A 17,130-nucleotide genomic window follows, 5' to 3' on the forward strand; every position below is an offset into this window, starting at 1 on the left:
GGCGGCGGGCCTCTTGCTCCACCCCCCTTTCCGGACAGTCTTCGGGAGCCGCCCATGTCCACCACCCGGGAAGGCGCCAGACACCGCGCCGCACCCCGTCCCCAGGCGATCACCCTGCTGCTGGCCCTGCTGGCAGCCGCCGTCGCCCTCGTCCTGCCCGCCTCCGGGCAGGCGCACGCGATCTCGCGCGCGTCCCAGACGATGTACACCCCGCCCTCGACCGCCCCGTCGCCCGGCTCGCTCTACCCGCGCGCCGTGCGCCTGCAGTACAGCGGATCGTCCAACGGCACCCTGCTGGCCACGTTCGAGCAGTACAGCTCGGGCACCCCCGTGTTCCCGATCTACCGCAGCACGGACAACGGCAACAGCTGGACGCAGATCTCCAGCATCAGCGACACCCACAACGGCTTCGGCAACCGCTACCAGCCGTTCCTGTACGAACTGCCCACCCAGATCGGCACCTTCCCGGCCGGCACGATCCTCGCCGCCGGCAACTCCATCCCCAGCGACCTGTCCTCCACCGAACTGGACCTGTACGCCAGCACCGACCACGGCGTCAGCTGGTCGTACGTGAGCACCATCGCGCAGGGCGGCGAGGCCGACCCCACCAACGGCAAGACCCCGGTGTGGGAGCCGTTCCTGATGGTGTCCGGCTCGAAGCTGATCGTGTACTACTCCGACCAGCGTGACCCCAACTACGGCCAGAAGATCGTCCACCAGGTCTCCACGGACGGCGTGAACTGGGGCTCCGTGGTGAACGACGTCGCCACCTCGACCTACAGCGACCGCCCGGGCATGCCCGTGATCGCCAAGCTGCCCAACGGCAACTACGTGATGACGTACGAGTTCTGGGGCGCGCCGGAGGGCGGCTTCGCCGTCTACTACAAGATCTCCTCCAACCCGGAGGCGTTCGGCTCCGCCACCGGCATCGCCCTGAAGGCGACGGACGGCACCCAGCCCAAGAGCTCCCCGTACATCACCTGGCTGCCCACCGGCGGCGCCAACGGCACCCTCGTGGTGAGCGCCAACAGCAGCGACGACCTGTTCCTCAACACGCAGAACGGCGCCGCGAACACCTGGACGCGCATCGCCTCCACCGTGCCCGGCGGGTACAGCCGCGGCCTGCTCCCGCTGGCCGACGGCCACAGCCTGATGATCTTCAGTGGCGGTCACCTCACCAGCACCGGCCTGAACCCGGTCACCTACGGCACGATCGACCTGGGCGGCGGCATCTCCGACGGCGCCACCTACACCGCCTCCAACGCCAACAGCCACCTGATGCTGACCATCGCGGGCGGCTCCACCACCAACGGCACCTACGCGACCCAGCAGAACGCCGACAACGCGAGCGACCAGAAGTGGCGGTTCGTGCAGCAGACGTCCGGCTACTTCAAGATCTTCAACGTGGCGAGCGGGAAGGTGCTCGGCGTGGAGAACGGCTCCACCGCCAACGGCGCCAAGATCCTGCAGTGGGACGACAACGGCACCCTCGACCACGAGTGGGCCGTGGCGCCCGATCCGGCGGGCGGCTTCACCGCGATCAACCGGCTCAGCGGCAAGTACCTGGAGATCCCCAGTGCCTCCACCACAGTGGGCACGGTCGCCGGGCAGTGGGCCGCCACCGGCTGCGCCTGCCAGCGCTGGAACCTCACCCAGACCGCGCTGCCGAACCTGGCGACCGGGCAGTACCGCCTGGTCAACAAGAACAGCGGCAAGTTCCTGGAGATCCCCGGCGCCTCCACCACGGTCGGCAAGCAGGCCGGCCAGTGGGTGAACACCGCCAACAACTGCCAGCTGTGGACCTTCACGGCGCAAAGCGGCGGGGCGTGGACCGTGAAGAACGTCAACAGCGGGCTCGCCCTCGACGTCAGCAACGGCTCCACCTCGTCCGGCGCGGGCGTCGTGCAGAACACGGCCTCGACCGCCGCCTCGCAGAAGTGGACCCTCACGGACGCGGGCGGCGGCTACTACAAGCTCGTCAACGCCAACAGCGGCCTGGTGGCGGACGTCGCCTCGGCCTCCACCGCCAACGGCGCGCTGATCGTGCAGTCGACGGACACCTCGGCCGCCGACCAGCTGTGGCAGATCGTCCGGGTCAACTGACCCGCCCCCGGGGCCCGGTCACGGGCCGGGCCCCGGTCCCCTTCCTGCCGGAACGGGTGCTTTGCCATCCGTTGACTCGAACATTGCCCGGTATTTCGAACCTTTTTCAATCTATCCCTTGTTGTGAAGGAGGGCCGCCATGGCCGAGGAGCCCGCATCATGCGTCGTAGGGGTCGACTTCGGCACCCTCTCCGGCCGTGCCGTCGTCGTCCGTGTCCACGACGGCGCCGAACTGGCCTCGGCGGAGCACGCCTACGCGCACGCCGTCCTGGACCGGACCCTGCCCGACGGCACCCGGCTGCCCCCCGACTGGGCGCTGCAGGTGCCCTCGGACTACCTCGACGTGCTGCGCCACGCCGTACCGGAGGCGCTGGAGCGGGCCGGGGTGCGGCCCGAGCAGGTCATCGGCATCGGCACCGACTTCACCGCCTGCACCGTGCTGCCGGTCCTCGCCGACGGCACGCCGCTGTGCGACCTGCCCGAGTACGCCTCCCGCCCGCACGCCTACGTCAAGCTGTGGCGGCACCACGCCGCGCAGGGGCAGGCCGACCGGATCAACGCGCTGGCCGCCGAGCGCGAGGAGCCGTGGCTCGAGCGGTACGGCGGGAAGATCTCCTCGGAGTGGGAGTTCGCCAAGGCACTGCAGATGCTGGAGGAGGACCCGGAGATCTACCACCGCACCGAGCGGTGGGTGGAGGCGGCCGACTGGATCGTGTGGCGGCTGTGCGGGACGTACGTGCGCAACGCCTGCACGGCCGGCTACAAGGGCCAGTACCAGGACGGGGCGTATCCGTCGCGCGCGTACCTGGCGGCGCTGAACCCGGACTTCGCGGATTTCGTCACCGGCAAGCTGGACCACCCCATCGGCCGGCTGGGCTCGCCCGCGGGCACGCTGACCGCCGAGGCGGCCGCCTGGACCGGGCTGCCGGAGGGCATCACGGTGTGCGTCGGGAACGTCGACGCCCATGTGACGGCCCCCGCGGCGGTGGCCGTCGAGCCGGGGCAGATGGTCGCCATCATGGGCACCTCCACCTGCCATGTGATGAGCTCCGACCAGCTCGGCAGCGTGCCCGGCATGTGCGGGGTCGTCGACGGCGGCATCCTGCCCGGGCTGTGGGGCTACGAGGCCGGGCAGAGCGGGGTGGGCGACATCTTCGCCTGGTGGGTACGGACCGGGTTCCCGGCCTCGTACGCCGAGCGGGCCGCGGCGGCCGGCCAGAGCCCGCACGAGTACCTGACCGCCCTGGCCGCCGAGCAGGAGGTGGGCGAGCACGGGCTGATCGCGCTGGACTGGCACAGCGGCAACCGTTCCGTCCTGGTCGACCACGACCTCAGCGGCCTCCTGGTCGGCCTGACGCTGTCCACCCGGCCCGAGGACGTCTACCGCGCCCTGCTGGAGGCCACCGCCTTCGGCACCCGCACCATCATCGAGTCCTTCGAGACCGCGGGGGTCCCGGTCGACGAGCTGATCATCGCGGGCGGGCTGACGAAGAACGCGCTGCTGATGCAGATCTACGCCGACGTCACCCGCCGCCCGCTCGGCGTCATCGGCTCCACCCAGGGCCCGGCCCTCGGCGCGGCCATGCACGCGGCCGTCGCCGCCGGGGCGTACCCCGACATCCGCGCCGCCGCCCACGCCATGGGCAAGGTGCGCCGCGGGGTCTACCGGCCCGACCCGCGGCGCGCGGCGGCCTACGAACGCCTGTACGCCGAGTACCGGCTGCTGCACGACCACTTCGGCCGGGGCGCCGACGACGTCATGCACCGCCTGCGCCGCCTGCGCGCCGAGGCCTCCGCCTGAGCCCTACCCGGCCCTGAGCCGCACCCCCGGCCCTGAGCCGCACCCCTGGAAAGGAACACCCCCATGACGACGTCCCCCTACGAGGGCCAGGAGATCTGGTTCCTCACCGGCAGCCAGCACCTGTACGGCGAGGAGACCCTGACCCAGGTCGCCGACCAGTCGCGGCAGATCGCCCAGCGCCTCGACGCGGCCGGTGAGATCCCCCTGCCGATCGTGTGGAAGCCGGTCCTCACCGACGCCGAGTCGATCCGCCGGCTGTGCCTGGAGGCCACCGCCTCGGACTCCTGCGCCGGCGTGATCGTGTGGATGCACACCTTCTCCCCGGCCAAGATGTGGATCGCCGGGCTGAGTGCGCTGGACCGTCCGGTGCTGCACCTGCACACCCAGTACAACCTGTCGCTGCCCTGGTCGAGCATCGACATGCACTTCATGAACCTCAACCAGGCCGCCCACGGCGACCGGGAGTTCGCCCACATCGAGGCCCGCGTCGGCGTGCAGCGCAAGATCGTCGCCGGGCACGCCACCGACCCGCGGGTGGTGCGGCGCGTCGCGGCCTGGACCCGGGCCGCCGCCGGCCGCCAGGCCGCCCGCACCCTGCGCCTGGCCCGCTTCGGCGACAACATGCGCGAGGTCGCCGTCACCGAGGGCGACAAGGTCGAGGCCCAGCTGCGGTTCGGCTACTCCGTCAACACCTACGGCGTCAACGACCTGGTGGAGGTCGTCGACGCGGTCCAGGACAAGGAGGCCGCCGAACTCGCCGCCGAGTACGTCGAGTCGTACGACGTGGTGCCCTCCCTGCGGCCCGGCGGCATCCGCCACGACTCCCTGCTGTACGCGGCCCGTCTGGAACTCGGCCTGCGCACCTTCCTCACCGACGGCGGCTTCACCGCCTTCACCACCAACTTCGAGGACCTGGGCGGGCTGCGCCAGCTGCCCGGCATCGCCGTGCAGCGGCTGATGGCCGACGGGTACGGGTTCGGCGGCGAGGGCGACTGGAAGACCGCGGCCCTGCTGCGCACCATGAAGGTCATGGGCGCCGGCCTGCCCGGCGGCACCACCTTCATGGAGGACTACACCTACCACCTGGGCCCGGGCGCCCCGCGCATCCTCGGCGCCCACATGCTGGAGGTCTGCCCGTCCGTCGCCGCCGCACGCCCCCGCTGCGAGATCCACGCACTGTCCATCGGCAACCGCGAGGACCCCGTCCGCCTGGTCTTCGACGCGGCCCCCGGCCCCGCCCTGGTCGTCGGCCTCGCCGACCTCGGCGACCGCTTCCGGCTCACCGCCAACGCCGTGGACGTCGTCGCCCCCAGCCAGCCCCTGCCCCAGCTCCCCGTCGCCCGGGCCGTGTGGAAGCCGCGCCCCTCGTTGGCCGAGTCGGCCGAGAGCTGGCTGCTGGCCGGTGCTCCGCACCACACCGTCCTCAGCTCGGCCGTCGACCACGAGACGCTGAGCGACTTCGCGGCCATGGCCGGGGTGGAACTGCTCACCATCGACGAGCACACCACCCCGGAGCAGCTCGCCAAGGAGATCCGCTGGAACGCCGCCTACCACCGCCTCGCCCAGGCCCTGTGACAAGGAGAGCACCGATGACCACAGCCGTCCGGGCACGCCTGCGCCAGGAGGTCCTGGAGGCCAACCTCGCCATCCCCCAGGTCGGACTCGCGACCCTGACCTGGGGCAACGTCAGCGGAGTCGACCGCGAGGCGGGCGTGTTCGTCATCAAGCCGTCCGGGGTGCCCTACGAGACCCTGTCCCTGGAGGACCTGGTGACCGTACGCCTCGCCGACGGCGCCGTGGTGGAGGGCGACCTGCGCCCCTCCACCGACACCGAGACCCACCGCTGCCTCTACCTGGCCTTCCCCTCCGTCGGCGGAGTCACCCACACCCACTCCACCCACGCGGTCGCCTTCGCCCAGGCGCGCCGGGACATCCCCGTCCTCGGCACCACCCACGCCGACACCTTCAACGGGCCCATCCCCTGCACCCCCGACCTGACCGCCGAGCAGTGCGCCAAGGACTACGAGTACAACACCGGCCAGGTCATCGTGGACCTGCTCGGCGGCGACGACCAGCGGGCCGTGCAGGTCCCGGCCGCGCTCGTCGCCGGGCACGGCCCCTTCACCTGGGGGGCGACGGCCCGCAAGTCCCTGGAACACGCCATCATCTGCGAGGCCGTCGCCGACATCGCCCTGCACACCCTGTCCCTCAACCCGGCGGGCCCGCCCCCGCAGCACCTGCTCGACCGCCACTACACGCGCAAGCACGGGCCGGACGCGTACTACGGCAACCCGGGGGCGGTGGGGGAGCGCGGGTAGGCCACGCCTGGCGTGGCAAAACATGGCCCGCCCCTGCGCCCGATGGCGAACAAGGTGCCGGAGGTGAGATCGTCGCCCGCGACGGCTCTGGCGGCGCCGAGGTCCTCGGCGTCCAGGGCACCTGGGCAGCGCCATCTGCTGACCTCCCCCGGGCGGGCCAGTCGGCCCCGCCTTCCGCCTCTCGGGCCGACGGCCCGATACCGCGACTGCTTGCTGTTGCGGGTCTACTGCGCCGAAGCACCTTCTTGCATCGGGACGGTCGTGTCGTCGTGGATGCTGGCGTCGGTGGCGTCGATGGTGGCTGAATACAGCGTGTTGCCGTCGCGGACGGACAACAGCCAGTGAATGCGCCACTGGCCGTCTCGACGCTGGGCGAGATGGATGGGCTGCTGACGCACCCCCTGGCCGGTCTTGAGCCGATAATGCTTGCCGAAGACCTCCCAGGCCTTCGCTTCATCGATGGTGGCTGGGGGGAGGTGGGGGTCTGCGACGTTGCGTGCGATGAGGTCGATCAGGCCCCCGGTCGGCTCTATGGCGATGTTGAGGCGCATCGGCATGAGGACGTTGTTCTTCCAGCGGCGCCACTCGACCATCCAGCCGACGTCGACCTTGTCATCGATGGCCCGCACTGTGATCTGGGAACCGGGGGTTGCCCAAGGGGCGTAGCGGCTGGCGTACGCGGTGGCGATTTTCTTCGCCTGGTCGGCAGTGGTGATCGGGTGGCTGATACCGGGGATGCGGTAGGCGTGGTCGCCTTCGCCGTTGGATGTGGGGCTGAAGTGGGCGGTGAACTGCTCGCGGTCGGGCCACGAAAGCTCAGCGAAGCCGCCGGGCAGGGAGGCGGTCACGGACGCGGTCCCGTCGCCGTTGTCGACGTAGAACACGTTGCTCGGCCGGTAGGCGGAAGCGAAGGCCTTGGCGACAGCCTCGTTGATCACCGCGGTCTGCGCGGCGGTGGCAGAGGGAACCCGGGAGGCGGGCGGCTGCACGCGGACAGGGTCGATGACGGCCAGCCACGCTACGGCAATCAGTACGACGACCGGTGCGAGGCAGGCGGTGGCGCGGCGCACGGTCGGCAGGCGGGTGGCCGCAGCGTCGGGCAGGCGGCGAGTGATCAGGGCACCGAGGGCGGCACCCGTGCAAGCACCGAGGCTGTTGGTGATCAGGTCGTCGCTGTCGCACAGGCGGCTGATGAACGGCACGGTCGCCTGCGCTGTCTCGATGCCTGCGGTGAACAGGACGCCGGTGGCGGCGGCAAACAGCGGCCGACGGGTGGCAAGGGCGGCGAACAGACCGTACGGGACGAAGAGGATGAGGTTGAGCTGACCCTGTGTGCTGCTCAGAGCCTGCGCGACATCGGTGTTGACAGCGCATTCGTAGGTGAGTACGCCACTGCCCGCCCAGCTCGTCAGGGTCGCCGGTCCGACAGCAGAAGCCGCCCAAAGGCCGTTGAACGCGGAACGAGGTCCGGTGGTGCGGCGGCGGGACAGGAGAAAGACAGCCACACCCGCCGCGATGGTGACCAGGAGGGCAGCGGCCAGGAAGGCGAGGTGGTGCTGGAAGACGGCTTCGATCAAGGCGAGTTCCTGGTGCGGGAGATGGCCGGCTGGCGCATGGGGCGGCACCTGCCCCGGCACGAGCTGTACCGGGGCGAGGCCGAGAAGAGGCTGGCTCAGCAGGGGTCTGCGGCAGGGGTGATGTAGAGGGTGCCGCCGCTGGTCAGGAGCTTGCCGTACACGACGGCGCAGCTCGCGCTGTAGCTCCAGCTGCGCTCGTAGTGCATGGGCGCAGTGGACATGTTGATGTAGCTGGAGTAGACGGTGCTGCCCGAACGCTCGTAGCCGAGCTTGGCCGACAGGCTGCCGCCGTCCTTCCGGTAGTAGTTCACCGATACCCAGTTGCCCGCCGAGACAGTGCCGACACTGAGCACGCCGTTCGACAGGGTGGTGCAGCGGTCGCCCTTGGTGATGTAGCCGTCCCTGGGGCACGAGGTCGCCCCAGCTGCGGAAGCCGAGGGGGCCGCCACGAGAGAGACGGAAGCGGCCATGAGGGCAACGGCGGCCGCAGAGCGAGCCGTGCTCCGCAGGAGCGTGTTACGCATGGGTTTCCCTTTCCGGGTCATAAGAAAGCCGCCGTTGGTGTGATCACGTCACGGCGGCGGCTGTATGAGATCACACAGTCCGTCAGTTGATCAAGAAAGGCCCAGGGCGCCCTCAGCCCTCAACGCCCTGGCTCGCCTGCCTAGCGCACCCGCGGCGTCCCCGTGCTCCCCCGCACCACCAACCGCGTGGGCACCAGCGTGGTGCCGTGTTCCGTCACGCCCTGGGCGCGTTGGCGCATCTTGCCGATGACGCCCTCCACGCACAGCCGCCCCACCTCGGCGAAGTCCTGGTGGATGGTGGTGAGGGGCGGCAGGAAGGACCCGGCTTCGGGGATGTCGTCGAAGCCGACGACGCTGACGTCGCCGGGGACCTCGCGGCCGCGTTCGTGCAGGGCGCGCAGCAGGCCGAGGGCCATCTGGTCGTTGGCGGCGAAGACGGCCGTGCAGTCCGGGCGGTCGGCGAGCCGCAGGCCCGCCCGGTAGCCGGACTCGGCCGACCAGTCGCCGCGCACCGGGGGAGGGGGCGTACGGCCCGCCTCGGTGAGGGTGGCGCGCCAGGCGTTGGCGCGGCGCTGGGCGGCGAAGGAGTCCTCCGGCCCCGCCAGGTGCCACACCGTCTCGTGTCCGAGGTCGAGCAGGTGCCGTACGGCGTCGCGGGCTCCGCCCGCCTGGTCGGTGTCGACCACGGTGTAGCGGTCGCCGGCGTCCGAGTCGGCCACCACCACCTGGACGCCGGGCGGCAGGGAGACGGTGGCCGCGTCGAGCAGGTGGATCTCCATGATGACGATGACGGCGTCCACGGCGAGTTCCCCCAGCCGGGAGAAGGCCCCGTTCACCTCGTCCTGGGTGGGTACGGCGACCGGCAGCAGCGTGACGGCGTAGCCGTGCTGGGCGGCGGACGTGGCGATCGCCTCCAGGGTGCGGATGTTGCCCATGGTGGACAACGAGAAGGTGATCACGCCCAGGGTGCGGAACTCGCCGCGGCGCAGGGCCCGGGCGGCGCTGTTGGGGCGGTAGCCGAGTTCCCGCATGGCGTCCAGGACCTGGCGGCGGGTCTCCTCGGTGACGCCGGGGAAGCCGTTGGAGACGCGGGAGACCGTCTGTGAGGAGACACCGGCCAGGCGGGCCACGTCGGCCATGGAGGCGCCCTGCCGGGGGCGGGCGGCACGTTGTCCCATCCTGCCTCTCCCCTCCCTCAAGCACCTTTCGGTCGCGGACGACTCCTTGACCCTCGAGATGGGCTCAGTGTAGACATCGCGCCAGCGGATGTTTACGTAAACATTGCCAGCCGAAATCGTACGAGAAGGTACCGAAGCGCACCGAACCGCACCAGCCGGCCCCGATCTCCGTGTCCCGCCGGGACGCGTGGCACGGAGAAGAGTTGGAGTACTCGAGATGGCAGACCGCACCCGTAAGAGAAGGCTCCTCGGGGCCATCGGCATCACCCTCGCGGCCGGCACCGTACTGGCCACCACCTCGCTGCCGGCCGCGCACGCCGAACCCGCGGCCGCCGTCGCCTCCGTCACGGTCCGGCCCGACCCGTCGTACCAGGGCGACCGGTTCGAGGGCTGGGGCACCAGCCTGGTCTGGTTCGCCAACGCCACCGGCGACTACCCGCCCGCGATACGGGAGAAGCTGTACCGGCTGCTCTTCGGCGACGACGGGCTCAACCTGAACATCGCCCGCTACAACATCGGCGGCGGCAACGCCCCGGACGTCAAGGACTACCTGCGCGCCGGCGGCGCGGTGCAGGGCTGGTGGAAGGCCCCGGCGGGCACCACCCGCGAGGACGTCGACTGGTGGGACGCCGACGACCCGGCCGACTGGAACAAGAACGCCGACGCCACGCAGCGCTGGTGGGTGGAGCGCATCAAGAAGGACATCACCCACTGGGAGGCGTTCAGCAACTCCCCGCCGTGGTTCATGACGGTCAGCGGCTACGTCTCCGGCAACTTCGACGCGGGCAAGGACCAGCTCAAGCCCGAGTCGGTCGAGGACTTCGCCAAGTACCTGGTGGGCGCCACCGAGCGGCTGGAGAAGGCCCACCACATCAAGGTCGACACGCTGGACCCCTTCAACGAGCCCAACACCACCTACTGGGGCACCAAGCTGGGCCCGGACGGCGAGCCCGTCGGCGGCCGGCAGGAGGGCGCCCACATGGGCCCCGAACTCCAGCAGAAGGTGATCCGCGCGCTGGCCCGGGAGCTGGACGACTCCCGTACCCGCGCGGAGATCTCCGCGATGGACGAGACCAACCCCGGCACGTTCGCGACGAACTGGAACTCCTACCCGCAGGACGTGCGTGACCTGGTCGGCCAGATGAACGTCCACACCTACGGCACCAGCCAGCGTACGGCCGTCCGTGACCTGGCCAAGGCGGCGGACAAGCCGCTGTGGATGAGCGAGGTCGAGGGCGACTGGGGCGACGGCCAGAGCTTCACCGACATGCGGCCGGGCCTGGGCCTGGCCCAGCGCATCGTCGACGACCTGCGCGAACTGGAGCCCCGGGCCTGGGTGTTCTGGCAGCCCGTGGAGGACTACGACAACATGAAGCCCGGCGGGGAGTCCGCCAAGGGCGGCAACTGGGGCGAGATCCAGATTCCCTTCAGCTGCACCAAGCAGGACACCCTGAAGAGCTGCCCGATCTACACGAACACCAAGTTCGACACGGCCCGCAACTTCACCCACTTCATCAAGCCCGGCGACCGGCTGATCAAGACGAACGACACCTCCAGCACCGCGGCGGTCTCCCGCAGGGGTGACGCGGCGACCGTCGTCCACGTCAACAGCACCACCGAGGCCCGCGAGGTCACGCTGGATCTGTCGAAGTTCGGACACGTCTCCTCCCGCGCCACCGTCACCCCGGTCGTCACCAGCGCCGACGGCAAGCTCGCCCGGCAGAAGCCGGTCCGGGTGACGGGCGAGCAGGCCACCGTCACCGTGCCCGCCCAGTCCGTGACCTCCTTCCTCGTCAAGGGCGTCTCGGGCGTCGCCGAGGACGCGGCAGAGCTGAAGAAGGGCCACACCTACCGGCTGACCGGCGTCCAGAGCGGCAAGGACCTGTCCCTCGCCGGCGACGGCAGCGGCCTCGTCATCAAGAGCCCGAACGCGACCGACCCGGCCGGGCAGCAGTGGCGCGTGGAGCGGACCAGCCGGGGCGCCGACCACCGCAAGCGGTACGTCTTCGCCGAGGCGGCGTCGGGCAAGCGCCTGGCCGTCCGGGACGGCGCGCTGGTCGCCGAGCCCGCCGAGGGCCGTCCCGACAGCGCCGCCCAGTGGATCCTGTCGACGACCGGCGACGGCACGTGGACCCTCGTCAACGCCGCCACCGGCCGTCTGCTGGACGTCTCCGGGCAGTCCACGAACGACGGTGCCGCGGTGGGGCTGTGGTTCCCCAACTCCGGTGCGAACCAGCGCTGGAAGCCGACGGAGGTGACCTCCGCGGCCACCGGCTCCCAGGCCACCGAGTAGGCCTACGGCCCTCCCGTCGCCCGGCTTCGCCCGTGAGTCGGCCCGCCTGCCCGTGCTCCGGCGGCCGGGCTGCGCCCCGCGGGCGGGTTGCCTCCGGGGTCCCTCCGGGTGTCGGGCTGCACCCCGCGGGCGGGTTGCCTCCGGGGGCGGGCTGCGCCGGGTTCGGGTTGCTGTCGGCGGCGGGGCTGCGCCCGGGGGCGGGGCCGCGCCTGTCACTCGGCTTCGCCCGTGGGGGGCGGGCTGGCCGAGGTGTTCCGGGGGATGTACTGCGCCTGGGGCGGGGGGCTCCCTCCGGGGGTTGAGCTGCGTCAAGGTTGGGTTGTTGTCGACGGCGGGGCTGCGTCGAGGGGCGGGGCCGTGTCCCGTCTCCTGGCCTCGCCCGTGAGGGCCCCGGCCTGGCCGACCGTGACCGGCGGCGGGGCTGCGCCCGTGGGCGGGGTTGCGTCCGGGGAGCGGGGGCCCCTGAGGGGTCGGGCTGTGCCCGAGGTTGGACGGCGGTGCTGCGCCCGAGGGGCGGGGCCGTGTCCCGTCTCCTGGCCTCGCCTGTGAGGGCCCCCGGCCACAGCCCGGCGGCCAGGCCCTGGCAGGCCCGGCTGTGTCGTGGTCGCCCGGTGCGTGGTGAGGAGGAGCGAAGCCGGGCGCCGGCACAGGTGTGACAGGGCCGTTCCACGCCCACGCGGGCTAGGATCCGGTCATGGCCCTGACCATGAGCGACGTCGAGCGGTTCGAAGCCTCCAGGCCCCGGCTGGAAGCCCTCGCCTACCGTCTGCTCGGCTCGGCGAGCGAGGCCGAGGACGCCGTGCAGGAGACGTTCCTGCGCTGGCAGGCCGCCGACGTCGAGCGCGTCGAGGTCCCCGAGGCGTGGCTGACCAAGGTGCTCACCAACCTGTGCCTCAACCAGCTCACCTCGGCCCGCGCGCGGCGCGAGACCTACGTGGGCCAGTGGCTGCCCGAACCGCTGCTCGCCGGGGACCCGATGCTCGGCCCGGCCGACACCGCCGAACAGCGCGAGTCGCTGTCGTACGCGGTGCTCGCCCTGCTGGAGCGCCTGTCGCCCAGTGAGCGGGCGGTGTACGTGCTGCGGGAGGCCTTCGGCTACCCGCACCGCGAGATCGCCGAGATCCTCGACCTCACCGAGGCCGCCAGCCAGCAGATCTTCCACCGCGCCAAGAAGCACGTCGCGGCCGGCAAGGCCCGTACCGAGGTCGACGAGGCCGCCGCCCGGCGGATCGTCGAGGAGTTCCTCGCGGCCGCCACCAGCGGCCGGACCGAGCCGCTCGTACGGCTGCTCACCGAGGACGCCGTCTCCATCGGCGACGGCGGCGGCAAGGTTCCCGCCCGCACCACGCCGTTCAAGGGCGCCCTCGCGGTCGCCAAGTTCCTGCGGGGCCTGTTCAAGCCCGGCAAGGCCAAGCGCGCGCTGGTCGGCGGCTCGCCCGACCTGTACGCCACCACCGCCAACGGCGAGCCCGCGCTCGTGGCGGTCCTCGACGGCCGGGTCGTCGGGGTGACGTGCCTGGAGGTCACCCCGGACGGCATCGTCGCGCTCCGCAGCCAGGCCAACCCCGACAAGCTCGACCGCGCGACCCGGCAGTGGGCGGCCACGGACCACGGCGAGCCCGTGCTCCGCGCCGCCTTCTGAACCCCGAGCCGATGTGAGCTGCTTCACACCGCACACCTGTCAGGAAACGGCGAGCCGCCCGGTTCAAGAGGCGAACCGTCGAAGACCGTCGCAGACAGGAGCGAGGAAATGCAGCACCGCATCATCGTCCTCGGAGCCGGATACACCGGAGCCAGCGCCGCCGGGCGCCTCGCCAGGCGGCTGCGCCGCGAAGACGTCTCCATCACACTCGTCAACGCCGAGCCCGACTTCGTCGAGCGCGTCCGGATGCACCAGCTCGCGGCCGGCCAGGACCTTCCGCGCCGGCCCCTGGCCGAGATGTTCGCGGGCACGGGCGTGGCGCTGAAGCTCGCCCGGGTGACCGGCGTGGACGCCGACCGCAGGACGGTCACGGTCCTCGACGCGGACGGCACCGAGGAGGAACTGCCGTACGACACCCTCGTCTACGCCCTCGGCAGCGCCTGGAACGACCACGGCGTGCCCGGCGTCGCCGAGCACGCCCACGACATCGCCGGCCGCCCGGGCGCGCTGCGGCTGCGCGAGCGCCTGGCCGGCCTGGACGCCGGGCAGCCCGTGGTCGTGGTGGGCGGCGGCCTCACCGGGGTGGAGGCCGCGAGCGAGATCGCCGAGGCCCGCCCGGACCTGGACGTCGCCCTCGTCGCCGCGGGCGGCCTCGGCGACTGGCTCTCGCCCAAGGGCCGGCGGCACCTGCGCGCGGTCTTCGACCGGCTGGGCGTCACCGTCCACGAGCAGACCGAGGTCACCGCCGTGTCGGCCGACCACGTCACCACCGCCGGCGGCGCTACGATCCCGGCCGCCGTCACCGTGTGGACCGCCGGGTTCGCCGTCCACCCCCTCGCCCAGGCCACCACCCTGCAGGTCGGCGACACCGGCCAGATCGTCGTCGACGGCACCATGCGTTCGGTGTCCCACCCGGACGTGTACGCCATCGGCGACGCGGCCCTGGTCATGGGTCCCGGCGACAAGCCGCTGCGGATGTCGTGCGCCTCGGGCATCCCCACCGCCTGGCAGGCCGCCGACGCCCTCGCGGCCCGCCTGACCGGCGGCAAGCTCCCGAAGGTGCCGCTGCGCTACTTCAACCAGTGCGTCTCGCTGGGCCGCCGGGACGGCCTCATCCAGTACGTCACCGCCGACGACCGCGCCGTACGGGCCGCCCTGACCGGCCGGATGGCCGCCGTCTACAAGGAACTGATCTGCAAGGGCGCGGCCTGGGGCGTCGCCCACCCGACCACGGGCCTGCCGACCCGGCGCCGCCGCGTGGTGCAGGAGCCGGCCCGGGTGGAGGAACCGGCGGTCCGGGCGGCGGCCTGAACCCCGGCGGCGGGGGAGCGGGCGCCCTCACCAGGGGGCGCCCGCTGCGCTGCCGGCCCGGGCGGTGATGTCGTCGGTGGCCCGGGAGGGTTTGTGGCCGGTGGTGGGGCGACGGCGATTCCGTCGGCGGCGGCCGGGTGGCTTCGCGGCCAGCGGCCGGGTGCGCTTGCGCGCCGCGGCCGCCGGCGATGGGTGCCCGCGTGCGGGTGTCACCCGGTCGTGAGGGCGGCCGTGAGGTCGGACAGGTGGGGCGACACCGGGCCGAGGGTGAGCAGGCCGCTGCCCGCGCCGGCCAGTTCGCCCGAAGCGGGGGCGAGAGCGGTGTGGGCGCGGCGCGTGGTGTCCCGGTCGCCGAGGGCGAGGGCCGCCCGGCCGGTGAGACACCACAGGGCCTCCTGCAGGTGGTCGCGCGGCGGGTCGGGGACCGCGCGCAGCGCCCCGGCGGCCTCGGCCCGCCGGCCGCGGTCGATCAGCAGCAGCGGGCGTACCCAGGGCGCGTACGGCCCCCAGTCGGTGCCGTCGTCGAACTCCAGGGGCAGGCCGTGCCGCAGCCGCAGGCACAGCAGCGCCAGCGGCGGCAGCCCGTGGGCGAGCCCGGGCATCCCGCAGCCGTCCAGCAGGGCGGCCGCCTCCTGGTAGGCCGCCGCCACGCCGGACACCGGTGCCCCGGCCGCGTCCAGCCGCAGCACGCCGTACCAGCGGGTGAACACGGCGACCAGCGGCCGTTCGTCGCGGGTGGCCAGACGGTCGGCGGCGGCCGCCGCACGGTCGGCCCCGGCGAAGTCGCCGAGCGCGCCGCGCGCCTGCATACGGACCAGATGACCGAGGATCTCGAACGTGGCCAGGCCGTGCCGGGCAGCGACCTCGACCAGCTCCGCCCCGATCTCGTCGCGCCGCGCGGCCAGCCCGGCGCGGTGGAAGCACTGCATGAAGACGGCGTTGAGGGCGAACGCGAGCAGCGCCGGGTCGCCGAGCCGGCGGGCGATCCGCTCCGCCTGCCGGGCCGCCTGCGCGCCGCGGGCCGACGCGCTGCCCCGTGACTCCACGGCGACGGTCGCCAGCAGCCGGGCCCGGGCGGCCTCGCCCCCGCCGCCGGCGGGCAGCGTGGCCAGGGCGCGTTCGGCGGCCCGCACGACGCGCGCCGCCTGCTCCGGGTCGTCCAGGCGGGTCCACACCGCCGGGACGTCGTAGGCGCCGATCAGCCGGGCGGTCAGCTCCGCGTCGCCCAGGTCCTCGGCGGCGGCGATGGCCGTCACCCGGTGCTCGCGGGCGGCCAGCAGACCGCTGCCGCCGCTCACCGCGAGGCCGCGCAGCAGGTCCACGGTGGACTCCAGCCGGGTCCGGGCGCCCGCCGCCACGGTCCGGTCGTAGGCGCTCGCGACCCGCTCCCACACCTGCCCGGCCGCGCCACCGGCTCCGGGGGCCGGACGCAGATGACCGGCCTGGCGCAGGATGTCCTCCTCCAGCCCGCGCAGTCCCGGACCCGGTTCGAGGCCCTGTTCCTCGGCCAGCGCGGCACGTGCCCGGCGCAGTACGTCGAGCGCGTCGCCCTGCCGGCCCGTGCGGTACAGCGCCAGGGCGAGCAGCCGCCAGGCGTGCTCCCGCCCGGGGTGCCCGGCCGTGTGCGCCCGCAGGTCCGCCGCCACGCGGTCGGCGTGTCCGAGGGCCAGCAGTGCCTCCGCGTGCCGTTCGACGGCGTGCAGCCGCAGTTCGGCCAGGCGGTGGCCCTCCGCCCGGGCCCACGGCTGGTCCGCGAACTCCCCGTAGGCCGGTCCGCGCCACCAGCCGAGCGCCTCCTGGAGCCGGGCGGCGGCGTCGGCGGGCGGCAGCGCGGCGCAGGCGGTGACCGCCCGTTCGAACCGCCAGGCGTCCACCGCGTCCGGCGCGGCGCGCAGCGCGTATCCGGGGCCCTCGGTGACGAGCAGCCGGGCCCTGGCGCGCGGGGGGCGGTCCGGTTCCAGGGCGCGGCGCAGCGCGGCGACGAAGGTGCGCAGGGCGCCCACCGCGTCGGCGGGCGGATCCGCCCAGAGGTCCTCGGCCAGCCGCCGCACGGGTACGACCCGCCCCTGGGCGACGATCAGACGCGCCAGCACGGAACGGTGCCGGGGCCCCTTCAACTCCAGCGCGACGGCCCGCCCCGGCTCGTCGCCGGGCAGGGCCCGCCCCGGCTCGTCCCCGGGTCCACCACCCCCCGGGCCGCCGCCGAAACCGCAGGCCGCCGCCGGCTCCCCGCCCACGTCCCAGGCCGTCACGGGCCCGAGCACGCCGAAGCGGACGCGCATGCCTCCCCGCCCCTCCCGGCGCTGCCGCCGTACCGCTCATCCACGCTCATCCACCGCTCATTCGCCGCCCCCAGCATCGGTGAAGCCGCTGCCGTACCGAA

Annotated in this window: 11 protein-coding genes; 7 read left to right on the plus strand and 4 right to left on the minus strand. The window is 72.8% G+C overall.

Annotated features, from left to right (window positions below; all coding sequences use genetic code 11):
- Positions 1 to 54 precede the first annotated feature (54 nt).
- From AB0K80_RS10790 to araD, 4 genes are all read left to right on the plus strand, one after another.
- A complete protein-coding gene (locus tag AB0K80_RS10790) occupies positions 55 to 2,103 on the plus strand; it encodes an RICIN domain-containing protein (protein ID WP_365668029.1) in 2,049 nt (682 codons plus the stop codon).
- Between the two features lie 139 nt (positions 2,104 to 2,242).
- Positions 2,243 to 3,904 (plus strand): ribulokinase, encoded by a 1,662-nt coding sequence (gene araB, locus AB0K80_RS10795; RefSeq protein WP_365668030.1) that lies wholly within the window; start codon positions 2,243 to 2,245, stop codon positions 3,902 to 3,904.
- Positions 3,905 to 3,967: 63 nt separating this feature from the next.
- The gene (gene araA, locus AB0K80_RS10800) at positions 3,968 to 5,479 is read left to right on the plus strand and encodes an L-arabinose isomerase (RefSeq protein ID WP_365668032.1); all 1,512 of its coding nucleotides are present in this window, start codon (positions 3,968 to 3,970) and stop codon (positions 5,477 to 5,479) included.
- A 14-nt stretch (positions 5,480 to 5,493) separates the two neighbouring features.
- The gene (gene araD, locus AB0K80_RS10805) at positions 5,494 to 6,222 is read left to right on the plus strand and encodes an L-ribulose-5-phosphate 4-epimerase AraD (RefSeq protein WP_365668034.1); all 729 of its coding nucleotides are present in this window, start codon (positions 5,494 to 5,496) and stop codon (positions 6,220 to 6,222) included.
- Between the two features lie 224 nt (positions 6,223 to 6,446).
- Here araD and AB0K80_RS10810 read toward each other — a convergent pair whose 3' ends face one another.
- The 3 genes from AB0K80_RS10810 to AB0K80_RS10820 form a co-directional block, all read right to left on the minus strand.
- Positions 6,447 to 7,799: a VanZ family protein gene (locus AB0K80_RS10810; RefSeq protein ID WP_365668036.1), complete on the minus strand. Its 1,353-nt coding sequence runs from the start codon at positions 7,797 to 7,799 to the stop codon at positions 6,447 to 6,449.
- A gap of 95 nt (positions 7,800 to 7,894) precedes the next feature.
- On the minus strand, positions 7,895 to 8,269 hold the full coding sequence (locus tag AB0K80_RS10815) for a hypothetical protein (RefSeq protein WP_365668038.1): 375 nt from the start codon (positions 8,267 to 8,269) through the stop codon (positions 7,895 to 7,897).
- A gap of 194 nt (positions 8,270 to 8,463) precedes the next feature.
- Positions 8,464 to 9,462: a LacI family DNA-binding transcriptional regulator gene (locus tag AB0K80_RS10820; protein ID WP_365668558.1), complete on the minus strand. Its 999-nt coding sequence runs from the start codon at positions 9,460 to 9,462 to the stop codon at positions 8,464 to 8,466.
- A 256-nt stretch (positions 9,463 to 9,718) separates the two neighbouring features.
- Here AB0K80_RS10820 and AB0K80_RS10825 point away from each other — a divergent pair, with 256 nt between their 5' ends.
- The 3 genes from AB0K80_RS10825 (at position 9,719) to AB0K80_RS10835 (ending at position 14,747) form a co-directional block, all read left to right on the plus strand.
- A complete protein-coding gene (locus tag AB0K80_RS10825; protein ID WP_365668040.1) occupies positions 9,719 to 11,794 on the plus strand; it encodes an RICIN domain-containing protein in 2,076 nt (691 codons plus the stop codon).
- Positions 11,795 to 12,488: 694 nt separating this feature from the next.
- Positions 12,489 to 13,436 carry an RNA polymerase sigma-70 factor gene (locus tag AB0K80_RS10830; RefSeq protein ID WP_365668042.1) on the plus strand — a complete coding sequence of 316 codons (948 nt, stop codon included), beginning with the start codon at positions 12,489 to 12,491 and terminating at the stop codon, positions 13,434 to 13,436.
- 108 nt (positions 13,437 to 13,544) lie between these two features.
- Positions 13,545 to 14,747 carry an FAD-dependent oxidoreductase gene (locus AB0K80_RS10835; protein WP_365668044.1) on the plus strand — a complete coding sequence of 401 codons (1,203 nt, stop codon included), beginning with the start codon at positions 13,545 to 13,547 and terminating at the stop codon, positions 14,745 to 14,747.
- Positions 14,748 to 14,956: 209 nt separating this feature from the next.
- Here the strand turns inward: AB0K80_RS10835 and AB0K80_RS10840 are convergent, their stop codons facing one another.
- Positions 14,957 to 17,029: an AfsR/SARP family transcriptional regulator gene (locus tag AB0K80_RS10840; protein WP_365668046.1), complete on the minus strand. Its 2,073-nt coding sequence runs from the start codon at positions 17,027 to 17,029 to the stop codon at positions 14,957 to 14,959.
- Positions 17,030 to 17,130: the final 101 nt, after the last annotated feature.

This window comes from Streptomyces sp. NPDC052682 (genome assembly GCF_040678435.1).
In the GTDB taxonomy this organism is placed as follows: domain Bacteria; phylum Actinomycetota; class Actinomycetes; order Streptomycetales; family Streptomycetaceae; genus Streptomyces.